Source organism: Streptacidiphilus jeojiensis, assembly GCF_042510965.1.
In the GTDB taxonomy this organism is placed as follows: Bacteria; Actinomycetota; Actinomycetes; order Streptomycetales; family Streptomycetaceae; genus Streptacidiphilus; species Streptacidiphilus jeojiensis.
In genome coordinates, this window is sequence record NZ_JBEUKS010000012.1 from 139,452 (window position 1) to 154,938 (window position 15,487).

Genomic DNA, 15,487 nt, shown 5'->3' on the forward strand with positions numbered 1-15,487 from the left:
GTGTGCGGGAACCGCAGGGGGTGCCGGGGGCTTGCGTTGGCCCTGTCAGAGGACGTTGGGCGTTCCCTGGTCCTTGACGCGGTCGCCGTCGAGCAGCCGTGTCAGCGCGTCGCGCTGGCAGGCGCCGCTCTCGGCGAGGATCTCCTCGATGCTCTGCTCGGCGCGCACGACGGCGAACCGCACCTGGCCCTCGCCGCCCTGGGTGCCTGCGCCACGGTGCCTGTCCTGCGCGCCATTCGCGTCCGCACGGGTGGTGAAGGCGTAGATGGCCGGCCTGGCCAGACTGTTGTAGGCCCAGTGGGACGAGTAGTAGTAGCCGCCGGTGTCGTGAAGCACCACCAGGTCGCCCGCGGACAACCGCGGCAGCACCCGCTCGCGCGCCACCAGGTCGCCGGCAAAGCAGCACGGCCCGGCCACGTCCTGCACGACGGGCTCGCCCTGGTGCGGGGCCCCCGCCGCGTCGTACGCGCTGACCCGCAGCGGCCATGCCTGGGGCATCAGCACCGTGCGGGTTGCCACCTGCGCCCCGGCGTGCGTCAGCGCGATCCGCCTGCCGCCGGCCTCCTTGGTGTACTCCACCTGCGCGGCGATGAATCCGGCCTTGGCCACCAGCGAGCGGCCGAACTCGGTCACCAGCTCGTAGCGGCCGCTGAAGAGCCCCGGCACGCGGGTGCGCAGCAGGTCGGCATACTCTCGGAAGGCTGGTCGGCGCTGGTCGTCCTGGAAGTTGACCGGCAGTCCGCCGCCGATGTCGATGGCGCGCACCTGCTGGTGCCCGGCGCGGTTGTTGACCTCCTCGGCGAACTCGTACGCGGCCCGGACCCCCGTGGCCATCAGCTCGAGCGAGCAGCCCTGCGAACCGACGTGCACATGGACCCGGCTCAGCTGCGGGAGGTCGAGAACGGCGCCAACAGCGCGTTCGCGGTCGCCCGGATCGCCGATCGGCGTGCCGAACTTCGAGGAGGCGCCGGCAGTGCTCATCGCCTCGATCACCCCGGTACCGACCTGCGGGTTGAGCCGGATACCCAGTGCGGAGGAGGTCTCGTGGTCGGCCAGCAGCTCCTTGATCCGCTCCAGTTCGTCGAGGTTGTCGGCGTTGACGCCCGCACCCAGCTTCAGCGCGTACGCGAGTTCGGCGCGGGTCTTGGCGGGCGAGTCCAGTACGACGCGGTCGGCAGCGGCGCCGGCCGCAAGTGCGAGCGCCAGCTCGCCGGGGCTCGCCGCCTCCCATCCCATCCCTGCGCTCCCGAGCAAGCGAAGTACGGGGACCAGTGGCGCAGCCTTCACCGCGAAGGTGTGCAGCGCCGCGACGCCGTCGAAGGCCTCGTGCAGGTCACCAACGGCTTCGAGCACGGCATCGGCGTCGAGGAACCCGGCGACGGGGTGCTCGGGGCCCACCAGCCCGGCGGCCGCTGCCGCGCGCACCGCGCGGTCGAGGCTCGTCTCCGGTGCCTCCCGTTGTGCCCGCTCATCCATGACGAGGTCCTTCCGGTGGCGTCTGCAGTTCACAGCTAGCATTGGATCAACGGCAGCTCCCTCATCCAGGATGCAGGAAACCGTCGTGTCAGCGGATCAAGGCTGCAATGGTGATCGATGATCATGGACCCAGGTGTTCTGAATGCAGGAATCCTTCAGCGCAGTCGACGAGGTCGATCTTGCATTGATCAACGCGCTGCAAGTCACCCCGCGGGCGTCCTGGGCCCAGTTGGGCAAGGCGCTGGCCATCGATCCCGCCACTGCGGCCCGCCGTTGGGAGCGGCTGCGCGAGGTCGGGCTCGCGTGGGTGACCTGCGTGCTCGGTCCTGCGCTGCACACCTACTTCTGCATGGCCTACGCCGAGGTGGCGTGCGAGCCCGCTCGTCTGGACGCGGCCGGCGACTTCCTGGCCCGGCACGGCGCCGTGCGCTATGTCTACCGCCTGACCGGAAGCCACCAGTTGCTGGTGGCTTCCTCGCACCGCACTCCGGCGGAGGTCTCCGCCCATCTCGCCCAGGTTCTCGCCGCTGCCCCTGGTGTGCGCTCCTACCGCGCAGAGCTGCGCACCGTCGGCTTCGGCGAGTCCAGCCGCTGGCGGTTGCGCAGTCTGGACGCGGCGCAGCGCGGGTTGCTCGCGGGCGGCGCGGTCGACAGGCGCGGCGGCTCCGCGGGGCAGTCGCCGCCAGCGCTGGGTTCGGAGGGTGCCTACCCGGAGCTTTACCAGTTGTTGCAGGAGGACGGTCGCATGCCGTTCGCTCAGCTGGCCCGGCGCTCCGGGGTGAGCGAGCCCACCGTCCGTCGTCGGGTCAAGTTGCTGCTGGATCAGCGCCTGCTGCGGCTGCGCTGTGAGGTCGCCCAGTCGGTGACCGGCTGGCCGGTCACCGCAGTGCTGTGGGCGACGGTGCCCCCGGAGCAGTTGGACGTTGCCGGGCGTGCGCTGACCGTGCTGCCTGATGTGCGGGTTTGCTGTGCGTTGACGGGGCCTCGCAATCTGATGCTGGTGGTGTGGCTGCGCACGCTGGACGAACTGCCTGCGCTGGAAGCGCGCATCGCCCGTCAGCACGGTGTGGTAGTGGTCGACCGGGCCGTGTGCCTGCGCACGGTCAAGCAGATGGACCGGCTACTGGATGCCGACGGGCGTGCCGTGGGCTTCGCCCCAGCCCTTCTTGCTCCAGCGGCGGCACAGCAGGGGGCGGAACAGGAAATGGGGGACACCGGGCTGAGCCCGGCGGATCCGGCGTGAACCACCGGCGTGCCCCACGCACATCGGCTCGGCATCGGTCACCTACCGCCCTGGGAACTCTTCGCCCGGACTTTCAGCGGCTCGGCCGGACGAGCTGCGCGACCATGTCCTCCATGGACTGCTGGGCGGGCCGGTAGCGCACGCCGAGGACCAGGCGGCTCTTGGTCGTGTCGCCGCGGAACGGGAAGCCGATGTTGCTCCGCAGGTAGGAGCGGTCCAAGCCCGCAGCCGGTGCGATCGCGACTGCGAGGGGCTTGGGGAGCGCCCGGCGCGGCAACGGGTACCGGGATCCGTAGGAGGGCATGAGGCGGCGGCCGAGGTCGACGATGTCGGTGGATTCCGCGACGAGGAGGTGGCGGCCCTGGGCCTCGGTCAGGAACGCGGCAGCCAGGTGCGCGTAGGCGACCTCGCGCACGTCGACGACCGTCAGGGTCACGCGGGGGGCGGCGAACCGCGCCCGGCCGTCGACCATCTGACGGGCGATGTTGAAACTCTCGCTGGTCGGGTCGGGGTTCAGCGCGGGGCCGATGACCAGGCCGGGGTTGACGGTGACCAGGCGCCAGCGGTCCTGGGCCTCGGCGATGCGCCATGCCTCCTGCTCCGCACAGGTCTTGGAGTAGCTGTAGGGTTCACGGGCCAGTGACGACGTCGTGTTCCAGCTCTCCTCGGTCACGATCTGGCCAGGGAGTCCGAGGATGTCCGCAGCGTCGCCGAGCATGGCGGCGACCGAGCTGGTGAGGACGACGCGCTCGACGCTCTCCACCTGGTTCGCCGCTTCCAGCACGTTGCGCGTGCCGCGGACGGCCGGGTCGACGAGGTCGCGCTGCGGGTCCTCCACCGAGCGGACGAACGGTGATGCGGTGTGGAGGACGATCCGACAGCCCTGCATGGCTTCCTTGTACGAGCCGTCGCGCAGCAGATCGGATTCGAAAAGCCGGAGCTTGCCGGGAGAAGCCGCGGCTGCGTCGAGCAGATGCTGGACCTTAGCGGCGTTGCGTGGGTCGCGGACGGCGGCATGGACGGTGACCCCGGCGTCGAGCAGGCCCTTGACGATCCAGCTGGCGACGTAGCCAGTAGCACCGGTGACCAGCACCGGGGCTCCTGCGGCGATGGGCAGGTTTCCGAGTTCGATCCGAGTGTCCATGTGCTGCTTCTTTTCACCCTTGCGATGGATTGAGACGGTCTTCAAGGTCGGGTTCGGAAGAGGATTGAGCAGATGACGACGGCGGCTCAGCTGGGCTTGCGGAGCCATCGGCGACCCAGGCCCGATGCCACCTGAGGCGTATGCGGCAGCGGGGCCGGCGGACCGCCGTGACGTGCCCGAAACTCATCCACTCCAGAAGTGAGGTGTAATGCCTTACTATGAAGGATTCGCTGATTCCAGCCCACTTGTCAAATGAACGTTCTTCCACTCACCTGCACCGTCACGCGCCTCCGGTCCAGGGCGAATGAGGAGAACGTCATCAGGGCGCGATGATGGTGACGCCGCCCGTGCCACCCGCGCCACCCATCGCGGCCAGAGCCGCCGGAGCGGCGTTGAGCGGGATGACGGCGGTCACCAGGAGGTCGGGGCGCAGGACACCGGAGCCGACCAGGTCCAGCATCGGGGGGTAGGCGTGAGCAGCCATGCCGTGACTGCCCAGCAGTTCGAGCTCGAGGCCGATCACCCGGCTCATCGGGACGAGCGCGTCCTGTGGCAGCAGCCCCACCTGGACGTGGCGGCCGCGGCGGCGAAGGGAGCGGACGGAGGCGGCGCAGGTAGCCGGCGATCCGAGGGCGTCGAGGGAGACATGGGCGCCGCCGCCGGTGAGCTCGCGCACGACTGCTGCCGGATCGTCGACGTCCGAGGCGGCCACCTGGACGCAGTGCGCGGCACCGAAGCTCCGCGCCAGGTCCAGCGCCTGAGGGGAGAGGTCGAGCGCGACGACGCGGGCCCCGGAAGCTGCGGCGATCATGACGGCGGACAGCCCGACTCCGCCGCATCCGTACACCGCGACCCATTCCCCCGCGGCCACACGGCCGTGCGCGACGACCGCCCGATAGGCTGTGGCGAACCGGCAGCCGAGCGATGCCGCAGTAGCGAAGGACAGGTCCTCGGGAAGCGCGACCAGGTTGACGTCGGCGTGGTCCAGAGCCACGTAGTCGGCGAAGGAACCCCAGTGGGTGAATCCTGGCTGGGTCTGCCGCTCGCACACCTGCTGCTGGCCTGCCGCGCAGGCCCGGCACGTTCCGCAGGCGCAGACGAAGGGAACCGTGACCCGGTCTCCCGGGCGCCACCGTTCCACCCGGTTGCCCACCGCCTCGACGACGCCGGCGAGTTCGTGGCCGGGCACATGGGGCAGGGAGATGTCGGGGTCGTGGCCCATCCAGCCGTGCCAGTCACTGCGGCACAGGCCCGTGGCCTCTACCCGGACCACCACACCGTGCGGTGCCGGACTCGGGTCCGGCACCTCCCGTACCTCGGCGAGCTCCCCATACCTCTCGAACACCGCTGCCTGCATCCGTTCGACCCGCCACTTCTCGCTCGTTCCGGCGCTCCGGCCGGAACACTGGCTGACTGATTCCCAGAGATCGTGCCCTGGATGACACCGGACTTCATGTCGAGGGGACTGGAGCAGCGCGGGCCTCCGCACGCCGGACGGTTTCGCGGCGGACGGTCAGCTCGGCGAGTACCTCGGGTATCGGGGTGACGCCGATCCCGCGACCAGCGGGGACGTCGATCCGACCGTCGACGACGGTGAAGGGATCGGTCAGGTCCTGACGGAAGTACCGGTCGGAGCCGGCGATGTCGGACGGCAGGGTGAAGTTGGGCAGCGCGGCGAGCGCCAGGTTGGCCGCCCGGCCGATGCCGGTCTCCAGCATCCCGCCAGCCCAGACCGGCACCCCGGCCGCAGCGCAGACGTCGTGTATCCGACGCGCCTCCAGGTAGCCGCCCACCCGGCCCGGCTTGATGTTGACGATGCGGCAGGCGCCCGTCGTGATCGCCTGATGTGCTACGGCAGCCGAGGTGATCGACTCGTCCAGACAGATCGGCGTCTGCAGGCCGGCGGCCGCCAGGTGCGCGTGGCCGGCGATGTCCTCCTCCGGCAGTGGCTGCTCGATCAGCAGCAGGTCGAAGCGGTCGAGGACACGCAGGGTGCGCAGGTCGTTGCGGGAGTAGGCGGCGTTGGCGTCGACCTGGAGGAGGGTCTGGTCACCGAAGCGATCGCGGACGGCGGCGACCGGCTCGATGTCCCAGCCGGGCTCGATCTTGAGCTTGATCCGGGCGTATCCGGCGTCGAGGTAGCCGTCGACCGCGTCCAGCAGCTCGGGGATCGAGTCATGGATCCCGACCGAGACGCCGGAGCTGACCGAGGGCTGGACGGCCCCCAAGTACTCGGCCAGCGGCATGCCGGCGGAACGGAGCTGGGCGTCCAGGACCGCCGTCTCCAGTGCAGCCTTGGACATCCGGTGTCCGTGCACTGCAGCCAGCGCCGGGGCGACAGAGGCTGCCGTCACGTCCGGGAGCGCGAGCAGCCGGGGCAGCAACTGGTCGACGAGCGCCCGGTGAGCGGCCTCCGTGTACTCGCTGGAGTACAGGGGGTCGGCGAGCGCCACGCACTCGCCCCAGCCCTCGGCACCGTCGGCGACGACGCGGACGAGCAGCACGTCACGGCGGGTCTGGGTACCGAAGGAGGTGCGGAAGGGGGTCACCAACGGCATGTCGAGTCGCAGCAGCTCAACACAGTCGATCTTCATGCGGTTCTACTCTCCTGTGCTCATGAGGCTGGCTTCGGGGGTGACTGGCACGGTGGGGCCGGCTTCGAGGGTGCACGTACCGTCGCGGTCCACTGCGGTCCAGCGGTACCCCGTGTCGAGCAGCGGAGCCATACGCGCCCGGAGCGCGTGGCGCCAGGCGAGTGCATGCTGGGAGTGCACGACGGTGGGGAGTCGAAGGGTCACGGGGGCGTTCGCCGGCGGCCGCGCCGAGCCCCCGCCGTCGAGCGGTGCCCCGTCCTGGCCGGGCGCCAGCAGGGGTTCCCCGTGGGGCGCCGGGTCCGCGCGCGTGTGCCCGCTGTCGGTGAGGTCCCAGAGGACAAGCACCCGGTCGCTCGGCAGGCCGCGGTTGTGCTGGTCCGTCATCTCCCCGTAGTAGTCGGGGATGTAGGCCGTGCCGAGGGCACCCAGCCGGTTGATGTTGAAGAACGCGTTGCGGTGAACCAAGGGGTCGAAGGTCCAGGTCATGCTGGTGACGCCGCGCACCAGGCACCACTGGCGCTGGTGCTCCTTGACGGCGCGCCCGATCCCCGAGCGCTGGTGGGCCGGGTCCACGCCGACGAGGTGGGAGTGCAGGGACGGCTGGTCGGGAGCCCGGAAGCCGACCGCGCCACCCACCAGCGCCCCCTGGCCGTCGTAGGCGCCCAGCACCATCCCGCCGCAGTGGGCCAGAGCGCGCAGCACGGAGAAGGGCACCAGTGGGGCGGGGGCGCCCCAGATGCCGTCCAGCAGGGTGCCCAGAGCCTCCAGTTCGTCCCGTCGCCGGAGGTCGGTTATCCGCAGTCCGTTGTCCATGGCCGCAGCGTGCCCTGTCGGCCGTCTGCGCGACCTCGTCTTCTGCGTCAATGAGGGTGATCCCGAATTGTGCTGCGCGACAATCAAGCCTCCCGGACGTCTGGATCGAGCCCGTACCATGCCGCCATGCAAGCCGAACTGACCATAGGTGAACTGGTCGAGCAGTTGGGGCCGGCCGTACTGCGGCTGGCCGTGGAGCCTGGCAGCGCAGGGAGCTCGGACCGGGTGCTCGGCGGTGTCTCCATTCACGCACCAGGTGCCGAGGAGGAGGCCCCTGAGCCCGGCGGAGTGGTGCTCGTCGTGGGATTGCGCGACCACGCGGAACTGCTGGCCTTTGCCGAACGTGCAGCCGGTGCCGGAGTGCACGCGCTGGCGGTGAAGGGCCCGCTGCCCGATCCATGGGAGAACTGCCCGCTTCCCGTCATCGAGGTGAACTCCGGTGCGTCCTGGCTGCACGTGGCCACCACGGTGCGGGAGCTGCTGCTGGCCCGGGCCCGGGCCCGGGTGGAGCCGGACGCCGGCCCCGGTGATCTGTTCGGCCTCGCGCAGGCGATCGGAACGCTGCTCGGCGCCCCGGTGACCATCGAGGACCCGTCCTCGGCGGTGCTGGCCTGGTCATCGGGGCAGGACGACACCGATCCGAGCCGGATAGAGACAGTGCTCGGACGGGCGGTGAAGCAGAAGGAGCTTGAAGTACTGAACGCCCGCGGGGACTTCGCACGGCTGCGGGCGAGCGATGATCCGGTGTTCATCGAGCCGGTGGCGCCCGGGATGATGCCGCGGGTGGCCATCGCGGTTCGAGCCGGCTCGGAGGTGATCGGGTACGTATGGGCTGTCACTGCTGAGCCGCTCGCCCCCGAACTGGCAGCCGGGCTGCGTGAGCTGATGCCGATGGCGGCACTGCACCTGATGGGCGCCCGGGCGGACCGGCAACGGCAGCGTGAGCACCGTCGGGAGCTCTCCGCAGTCGTTCTCGGCGGGGGTACGGCGGCCGTCGAGGCCGCTGCCCGGCTTCGCCTGGGGGCGGGACCGCTGTGCGTGCTGGCGGCGGCTCCTCGGCGGGACGCTGAAGTGTTCACGGAGCCGGACACCGAAACGGCGATGGCGCTCGCCAAGGCCCGACGACAGGCCCTGGAGCAGGAGCTGGACCGCTACCTGTGCGCGATGCATCCGTCCGGTGTCGCCATGGCGGGCGGCCCGACGGTGTACGCGCTGCTGGCCTGGCCGCAACGGACGCCCGAGGAGGCGGTAGCCCGCTCCCGTGCGCTGGCTGCGGACTTCCTCACACGTTCCCCGGCCGGCGCTGGATTCGCCATCGCCGTCGGAGGGCCGGTAGCCGAGGTGGGCGCCGTGCCGACGGCCCGCCGGCAGGCAGACGCGGTACTGCGGGTCCTGCGGGGCCGGTATGACTCGCCGCCCGGGCAGGCCGCGACGCGCCCACCGACCGTTGCCACCGTGTCGGAGACCATGCTCCCGGTGCTGCTGGACGGCCTGGCCGACCAGATGCGTGAACTCGACCTACCTGTCGGCTCCGGACCCGTGCGCCTGCTGCGCGAGCTGGATTCCCGGGAGGGCCGGCGCGGGGTCCTGGTCGAAAGCCTGGCGGCGTACTTCGCTGCTGCAGGCAGCACCGAGGTCGCGGCAGAACGGCTGCGGATCCACGTCAACACCATGCGGTACCGCCTGCGCCGGGTACGAGAAGCCAGCGGTCTGGACTTCGCCGACGCCGACGCGATGCTGCTCGCCCAGATCGAACTCCGGCTGACGGCGTCATAGCTGCGAGAGCCACCACCACGGAGGCGCACCTCCGAGCCCGGCTCCAGCCGCGTGACCCGCGGCGGGCTGGTAGCCGACGGCAGCGGCGAAGCAGACTGCGGCCGACGTGGTGGTCGACACCGGCGGCCGGATCGCTGCGTCGCCCCGCCCGGCACGGTTCCCACAGCAGACCGCTACCTCGGCCCCCGATCCGGGCAGCGACTCAGCCCGGCCGACTGACCCGTTCGACCTACCACCGGACCATCGCCGACCTGCGTCCCTACGTACTGAATGCAGCCGAGCTCGGCATCGCCAAGCTCGGCAGCGACCGCATCAAGGGCCCGGCATGAGCAGCCGTTCCCCGCTCACGGTGGCATTCCTCCTCATGTGGGTTGGGGGATGAGGCGTTTGAGGCCTTTGTGGTCGTAGTAGCGGGTCATGGTGAAGCCGAAGGCTAGTGCGGCTGCGAAGCCTACGGCGATCATGATCCAGGCTTGGGTGAGGCCGGCGTCCCCCACCGCGTCGAAGTAGACGATGGCGCGGACGCCTTCGGCCAACTGGTGCATGGGTTCGATGTGGGAGATCCATCGGTAGAAGCCGGGTACGGCTTGGAGTGGGACGGTGGCTCCGGAGGAGGGTAGGCCCAGGACCATGAACACGAACATGGACACGAGTTGGCCGATTCCGCCGAAGGCGGCGTTGATGGCCTGGACTCCGAGGCCGACGGTCAGGGTGGCGCAGTAGGAGAAGATCCAGAGCAGGGGTAGGTGGGAGGCGTCCATGCCCAGGATGCCGATGCAGGTGACCATCACCAGTGTGGAGGTGAGCAGGCTGATGCCGGCGGTCATGGCCATCTTCAGCAGCAGGCCCTGGGTGCGGCTGACAGGTACCGTCGGGCGGCGGTAGTGCCAGGGGCCGACTTCGATGTCGGCGTAGCCGAGGGCGCCGTCCACGCCGGTGGTGATGACGCTGCCTCCCATGAATCCGGCCAGGACCAGCAGCAGGGTGTAGTAGAACGCGGTCAGGCCCAGCCCGCTGTGCTGGCCGATGGGGACCCCGACCTGTGTGGTGACCTGCACCGGGTCGGCGAGCAGGAGTTGCGTGGTTGTTCCTGTGCCTTGGGCGGAGGCTGCGGCGGTGAGTTGTTTGCCGATGTTCTGGGATGCGGTGTGGGCGGCGGTGGTGGTGATCTGGGAGGCCAGGGAGGAGCCGAGGCTGCCCAGGGCGGGGTTGGTCACCACGGTCAGGGTCGGCTTGGCGGTGGCGTGGGTGGTGGTGAGCGCGGCCACCGAGGTGGTGAAGTGGGCGGGGATGATCAGTGCGCCGTAGATTTTTGCGGTTCGTAGTTGTTGCTGGGCCTGGGTGTAGGTCAGTCGGCGCCATTGGGCTTTGCCGGAGGTGTCGGCGAGGACGGCTTGTTCGACTTGGGTGCCCAGGTTCTGTGCCTGGCCGGTCAGTGGCTTGTCGGTGTCGGAGTTGACGATGGCGATGGGCAGGTGGCGTAGGTTGCCGCTGGGGTTGACGATGCCGCCCATGTAGAGCAGCGACATGAACAGTGCGAGCAGTGCGCTCAGGACGGTGGGGGCCAGCCACAGCTGCGGGCGGCGCAGCAGTGCGGCCGCGCTCGCCTGCATGAGGGGGCGGCTGGGAGGCTGATCGGCAGACATGAATTCCTCTTCGGGCGGTACAAGGGGGGCGAAGGGGGTGCCGAGGTGCGGACAGGCGATCGGCGTTTCCACAGTGGGTGCGCCCCTGCCGTGTTGCAGGCTGGTGGCGCTCTACGGGTGAACGGGTGAGCGGGCCAGCCGGACGTTCTCAGTGTTCGAACAGCAGCGCGTCCAGACCGCGCACGAGGCCGGTGCGTTGCGTTGCCTTGACGGCAGCCAGGAGTGTTCCGTCCACGTAGGGTGTGGCGTCCGGTCCGGCGTCGTGGCGGATCGTCAGCCGTTCGCCGGGCAGGCCGAACGCCGCCTCGACACTGAGGGTGTAGCCCGGGAGCCTGATGCTGTGCACTTGGGTGGCGGCGACCGTCGCTCCCCGTGCTCCCGGGACACCTCCGGTATCAGCGAGGGCGACGTCCAGGTGCGGCGTGTGGACGCCGGCGAGGCGTTCGGCCAGTTCGCGTGCCGTTCCGCCGGGTGCGTCCGCCTTGGCGGAGTCCGCGTACTCCACGATCTCCCAGGTCGGCAGGTGCTCGGCGGCGAGCAGCGCCGTGTACTGCAGTAGCGCTGCAGTGATCGAGAAGTTGCCCGAGGCGACGACGCCGCGTCCTGCCCTGGTCGCCGCGGCGTCGATCTCGGCGAAGTCGTCGGCGGACAGGCCCGAGGACCCGACGACCACCGCTACGCCGTGCTGCAACGCGGTGAGCACATGGTCCTTCACGCTCAGGTGCGAGGTGTAGTCGATCAGCACGTCGACCTCGCCGGCATCCAGCGCCCCTTGCACGGTCGGGTACAGGGGCACATCCATCGGGCCGCGGCCCAGGGCGGTTCCCAGGTCCGTCCCGGCGTGCGTACGTGCAACACCGGAGATCAGCGTGAACTCCTCACGCTCTGCCGCGGCCCGCGCCACCGCGGACCCCGTCCAGCCCGTCGCACCGGCAATGCACAGACGTACTGCCACAGCTCCTCCAAGGCGCGGCTCAGCGCCGTCGCTCGACTGGTGTTGCGGCCGTTCGGGGCCGCGGTTGGTCCTCAATGGTTCGTGGTGTGGAACGAGGCGTGGGCCGGAAGTACGTTCCTACTCTCCCCAGACCTCTCGGAAGACGCGCATCCAGTTGCCGCCGATGATCTTCTGCACCTCTTCGGTGCTGAAGCCTGCGTTCAGCAGGCCCTCGGTGAGGTTGACGGCGCTGGCGGGCGTCTCGATGCCCTTGGGGTAGTGGTAGGGCGGGGGCGGGTAGGTGCCGGGCAGCCACTCACCGGTCTCGACGAACTTGTCGTAGATCGCCTGGGCCTGCTCCAGGTTGGAGTAGGGGTGCTGGCCTTCGGAGTAGTCGAGCCCGAGGGCGATGTGGTCCACCCCCACCAGGTCGGCGACGTACTTGATGTGGCCGATGAGCTGTTCCAGGCTGGGCTCGGCGTCACCGGAGACGAAGGCGGGGAAGGCGTTGGCTCCGACCAGTCCGCCGGACTGGGCGACTGCCTTGATCTGGTCGTCGAGGATGTTGCGCGGGGAGCCGTGCACGGCCTTGCAGCCGGCATGGGAGAACACCGTGGGCCGCTCGGAGGCCTCGATGATGTCCATGGTGGTCCGGTGCCCGGTGTGGGAGCAGTCGACGACGATGCGCGCCTCGTTGAGGCGCTTGACGACGTCGAGGCCGAAGCGGCTCAGGCCGGCGTCGGTGCGCTCGTCGCAGCCGTCGCCGATGCGGTTCTTGACGTTGTAGGTCAGCTGGATCATGCCGACGCCCATCGACTTGTAGGCGTCGATGTAGTCCAGGCGGTTCTCGATCGGGTCCCCGCCCTGGAAGTGCAGGATTATGCCCATCTTCCCGGCGGCCTTCGCAGCCTCGATGTCAGCGGCGCTGCGAATGACGGTGATCATTTCACTTGCGGCACGGATGATCTTGTGGGCGAGGCCGATGTTGCGCAGCGTTCCCAGTGCGCCGTCGAGGTTGTCGCTGACGGTCGCGGAGATGGCGGTGAATCCGCCGGCCATGTAGTCGAGCACGCCCTGGGCGTTGGCGGCGAGCGGGGCGGCGCCGTCGATCACGATCGACTGCCGGTGGAGTTCAGCTGCGGAGGTCATCTGGCTTCCTTTAATCGCTGTGATGAGTGAGCCGGGGTGCCGTCCGGGCCCGGGGCCCTGCAGCCCCGGGCCCGCTGCCCGCGCCGGTAGCCGGGCCGCCTGCCGGGCCGTCAGCACTGGCGGGGCTGGCGGAGATGGAAGGTTCACGTCCGCGTCGCGGACGGCAGCCGCGCCGGCAGGCGCGCAGAGCTCGTCGGCCTCATCCCGGCCTGGATCCGGCTCCGCGCCCCCCGCCCTGCGGGGTGCGGAGCCGGTTCCTGGAGCGGGCACGGGCCGACAGTGGGTCTTGACTGCGGTGTGATGCTTAATACCTTACGTAGAGCATTGGCTGATTTCCGTCCACTGTCAAGAGGGCACGCGTTCATACGCCGTTGCCTGTAACCCGGGAGGGCTCCCTGAGAAACGGAAGCCCTCCCGGCGGGGTTCAGGCCGCGGCGGCCGGGGCCTGCTGGTCGAGCGACTCCTGATGGGCGCGTGCGTCAGCTCGGGCCTTGGCCGGGCTCCACCGTCCGGCCATCAGCCAGATGAACGGCAGGAACAGCAGTTGTCCGGCGAGGCACACCCACCACCAGGTCTGCCACTGCGACGGGGCGTCCTTGGCCGCTGTCCTGACCTCCGGCGCTTGGGACTGCAGGCGCTCCAGCGCAGTCGCGACCTTCGGGTCCTGGAGGCCCGGCCCGTAGGTCGACAGGAAGGACAGATCGGCCGATGGGACGGCGGCCAGCGCGGTCAGCTGGCTCGCCGCGTTCTGCACCGGCTTGGCGTGCGCGGACAGGAAAACCAGGTCAGCTGCGGGCACCTGGGCCAGTGCCTTGAGCTTCGCGGCTGCCTGGGAGGGGCTCAGACGCAGCCCGGTCGCGATCTCACCCACGGCCCTGGTCCGGGCCGCGGTGTCCTTCGGGTTGGCCAGAAGCGCGGCCTGGACGGCGGGGGCGATGACGGATGCGGTCGTGAGCTGGTCCTTGTACTGCGCGGACAGCGCCACGGTCTGTTCGACGTCAGGGAAGGCGACTCCGGAGATCTCGGAGACTGCTTCGGCCTGGGTGGCACCGTTGCCAGGCGAGGTGGTCAGGGCCGCGGAGGTGGCGGGCTTGAGTTTCGCGGCCGTGGCCAGTTCGGACTTGTACTGATTGCCCAGTGCCTTGGCTCTGGTGACGATTGTGGGATCGGCCGCGACCGCTTTGACGACCGCGTTCTGCGAGGTCGACAGGGCCGGATCCTGCCCGGAGGCGGAGGCCACGACCTGCGGGCCCTTGTCCACCAGGGTGCTTGCTGCCGGGATGACCTGGATCAGGCCGACCAGTGCGAGGACCACGACCGTGCGCAGGGTGCCGCCCCACACCGCGAGGCCGGTCGCGGTGGCGGCCGGGTTGCGGGCCTCGACGGTCTCGGTGAAGGCGGCCATCCACGCGGCGAACGCCATCGCGCCGCCGACCGCGATCAACGCGATGATCGCGACGAAGTGGTAGTAGCCGGTGCTCGTGTCCGTGGTCGCCACGGCGAACAGCGTGACGCCGACGGCACTGGTCAGGGCTCCGACGATCATGAACGGCTTGCGGACCTTGGTCCAGTCGGACAGCACCCCCACCACGATCAGGGCGATCGCCTGGATGCCCCAGTACCAGTTGGCCAGCGCATTGGCCCGGGCCAGCGGGTAGCTGAAGACCGTGGAGAAGAACACCGTGAAGAAGCCCACGGCTATGTAGTAGAAGAGCAGGAACATGCTGATCGCGAACGCCGGCCCGACGATGTTCAGGCGCAGCATCTGCCGCCAGTGGCCTCGCAGGGCCTCTTCGGGGTCGATGCCGCGGGCGCGGGCCTCGATCAGTGCTCTGTCCCGCAGGCTGACCATCAGCTGGTCGCGCAGCGGCGGTGCCAGCTCGCGCAGTCCGACGAAGGCGACGGCGAACATGGTCAGGCCCACCACGCCGCAGACGCGGAACTGGAACTGCCAGTCCGGGTGCGAGGCCAGGGTGTGGCTGGAGACCTCGGAGACAACCAGGCTGCCCACCACTGGGCCGAGTGTCCAGAAGCCCATCGCCGACGCCCGGCCCAGTTGCGGGGAGAAGTCGCGGATCAGTGCCGGCGTTGCCACCAGGATCATGCCCTCGACGAAGCTCACCAGCACGGTCAGCACGAGGAACGCTTCCTTGCTGTGTGCGTTGGCCTGCCCGAACAGGACCAGTGCACCGGTGGCGCCGAGCCCGTAGACGACCAGGTTCGCCCGACCCCACCGGTCGGCGAGGCCGGCCAGGACCGAGGCGAGGGCGCCCGCGGCGTTGCCGACGATGGAGATGGAGATGAAGTACGTCAGTGACATGTGCAGCTGGTTGGTGAGCTTGGTGCCGACCGAGCCGCCGACGTAGAGCTCGTAGTACAGCACCACGGTGGCCAGCACCACGATGCCCAGGTAGAACGACCGCGGACCGTTGTCGGGATAGCGGTCCAGTTGCCGCCCCCAGATCCCGTGTCTGACGCCGATCAGCGGCGGAGCTGTGTCCGCTGCGGTGCTTGCTGACATGTGGAACCGTCTCTCTGAAGTAGATGGGAACGGTTGTGCAGTACTTCCTTGTCTGGTGCATCCCGGCCACGTGCTGGGATCGGGCACCGCTCTGCCGCCTGCGGGCAACGTGTGACCGGCAGGCGGGAGCGGTAGTGGAGGGCTCCGCATCGAGGCGCGCGGCGGACGTGGTTCGCTGGGCCGCCAGGGAG

The 15,487-nt window shown here is 69.7% G+C and carries 11 protein-coding genes; 2 read left to right on the plus strand and 9 right to left on the minus strand.

The window, feature by feature from the left end; translation table 11 throughout:
• Nucleotides 1-45: 45 nt before the first annotated feature.
• Complete coding sequence (locus ABUW04_RS29505) at nt 46-1,476, minus strand: diaminopimelate decarboxylase (RefSeq protein ID WP_380567453.1); 1,431 nt, start codon at nt 1,474-1,476, stop codon at nt 46-48.
• A gap of 142 nt (nt 1,477-1,618) precedes the next feature.
• On the opposite strand from ABUW04_RS29505, the gene ABUW04_RS29510 reads away from it, so the two are divergent.
• Nucleotides 1,619-2,719, plus strand: a complete 1,101-nt coding sequence (locus ABUW04_RS29510) for an Lrp/AsnC family transcriptional regulator (RefSeq protein WP_380567454.1) — start codon at nt 1,619-1,621, stop codon at nt 2,717-2,719.
• A 73-nt stretch (nt 2,720-2,792) separates the two neighbouring features.
• Here the strand turns inward: ABUW04_RS29510 and ABUW04_RS29515 are convergent, their stop codons facing one another.
• The 4 genes from ABUW04_RS29515 to ABUW04_RS29530 all read right to left on the minus strand — a co-directional run bounded on the left by ABUW04_RS29515 (nt 2,793) and on the right by ABUW04_RS29530 (nt 7,270).
• The gene (locus ABUW04_RS29515) at nt 2,793-3,971 is read right to left on the minus strand and encodes an NAD-dependent epimerase/dehydratase family protein (protein WP_380567455.1); all 1,179 of its coding nucleotides are present in this window, start codon (nt 3,969-3,971) and stop codon (nt 2,793-2,795) included.
• Between the two features lie 211 nt (nt 3,972-4,182).
• Entirely contained in the window at nt 4,183-5,220 is a 1,038-nt protein-coding gene (locus ABUW04_RS29520) for a zinc-dependent alcohol dehydrogenase family protein (protein ID WP_380567456.1), read from the minus strand.
• 94 nt (nt 5,221-5,314) lie between these two features.
• Nucleotides 5,315-6,457 carry an o-succinylbenzoate synthase gene (menC, locus tag ABUW04_RS29525; RefSeq protein WP_030266042.1) on the minus strand — a complete coding sequence of 381 codons (1,143 nt, stop codon included), beginning with the start codon at nt 6,455-6,457 and terminating at the stop codon, nt 5,315-5,317.
• Nucleotides 6,458-6,463: 6 nt separating this feature from the next.
• Nucleotides 6,464-7,270 carry a GNAT family N-acetyltransferase gene (locus ABUW04_RS29530; protein WP_051726581.1) on the minus strand — a complete coding sequence of 269 codons (807 nt, stop codon included), beginning with the start codon at nt 7,268-7,270 and terminating at the stop codon, nt 6,464-6,466.
• 126 nt (nt 7,271-7,396) lie between these two features.
• Between ABUW04_RS29530 and ABUW04_RS29535 the strand changes: the two genes are divergently transcribed.
• Nucleotides 7,397-9,046, plus strand: coding sequence for a PucR family transcriptional regulator (locus ABUW04_RS29535; RefSeq protein ID WP_380567458.1), 1,650 nt, complete (start codon nt 7,397-7,399; stop codon nt 9,044-9,046).
• Between the two features lie 362 nt (nt 9,047-9,408).
• Here ABUW04_RS29535 and ABUW04_RS29540 read toward each other — a convergent pair whose 3' ends face one another.
• The 4 genes from ABUW04_RS29540 to ABUW04_RS29555 all read right to left on the minus strand — a co-directional run bounded on the left by ABUW04_RS29540 (nt 9,409) and on the right by ABUW04_RS29555 (nt 15,296).
• Complete coding sequence (locus ABUW04_RS29540) at nt 9,409-10,692, minus strand: YhgE/Pip domain-containing protein (protein ID WP_380567460.1); 1,284 nt, start codon at nt 10,690-10,692, stop codon at nt 9,409-9,411.
• Nucleotides 10,693-10,840: 148 nt separating this feature from the next.
• Nucleotides 10,841-11,647 carry a 4-hydroxy-tetrahydrodipicolinate reductase gene (gene dapB, locus ABUW04_RS29545; RefSeq protein WP_380567462.1) on the minus strand — a complete coding sequence of 269 codons (807 nt, stop codon included), beginning with the start codon at nt 11,645-11,647 and terminating at the stop codon, nt 10,841-10,843.
• A gap of 117 nt (nt 11,648-11,764) precedes the next feature.
• Complete coding sequence (locus tag ABUW04_RS29550; protein WP_380567465.1) at nt 11,765-12,775, minus strand: dipeptidase; 1,011 nt, start codon at nt 12,773-12,775, stop codon at nt 11,765-11,767.
• Nucleotides 12,776-13,199: 424 nt separating this feature from the next.
• Complete coding sequence (locus ABUW04_RS29555) at nt 13,200-15,296, minus strand: MFS transporter (RefSeq protein WP_380567467.1); 2,097 nt, start codon at nt 15,294-15,296, stop codon at nt 13,200-13,202.
• Nucleotides 15,297-15,487: the final 191 nt, after the last annotated feature.

Bases quoted from the DNA above. Each gene is read 5' to 3' on its own strand.
- ABUW04_RS29505 (WP_380567453.1), bottom strand. From the start codon at position 1,476: ATGGATGAGCGGGCACAACGGGAGGCACCGGAGACGAGCCTCGACCGC.
- ABUW04_RS29510 (WP_380567454.1), top strand. From the start codon at position 1,619: ATGCAGGAATCCTTCAGCGCAGTCGACGAGGTCGATCTTGCATTGATC.
- ABUW04_RS29515 (WP_380567455.1), bottom strand. From the start codon at position 3,971: ATGGCTCCGCAAGCCCAGCTGAGCCGCCGTCGTCATCTGCTCAATCCT.
- ABUW04_RS29520 (WP_380567456.1), bottom strand. From the start codon at position 5,220: ATGCAGGCAGCGGTGTTCGAGAGGTATGGGGAGCTCGCCGAGGTACGG.
- menC (WP_030266042.1), bottom strand. From the start codon at position 6,457: ATGAAGATCGACTGTGTTGAGCTGCTGCGACTCGACATGCCGTTGGTG.
- ABUW04_RS29530 (WP_051726581.1), bottom strand. From the start codon at position 7,270: ATGGACAACGGACTGCGGATAACCGACCTCCGGCGACGGGACGAACTG.
- ABUW04_RS29535 (WP_380567458.1), top strand. From the start codon at position 7,397: ATGCAAGCCGAACTGACCATAGGTGAACTGGTCGAGCAGTTGGGGCCG.
- ABUW04_RS29540 (WP_380567460.1), bottom strand. From the start codon at position 10,692: ATGTCTGCCGATCAGCCTCCCAGCCGCCCCCTCATGCAGGCGAGCGCG.
- ABUW04_RS29550 (WP_380567465.1), bottom strand. From the start codon at position 12,775: ATGACCTCCGCAGCTGAACTCCACCGGCAGTCGATCGTGATCGACGGC.
- ABUW04_RS29555 (WP_380567467.1), bottom strand. From the start codon at position 15,296: ATGTCAGCAAGCACCGCAGCGGACACAGCTCCGCCGCTGATCGGCGTC.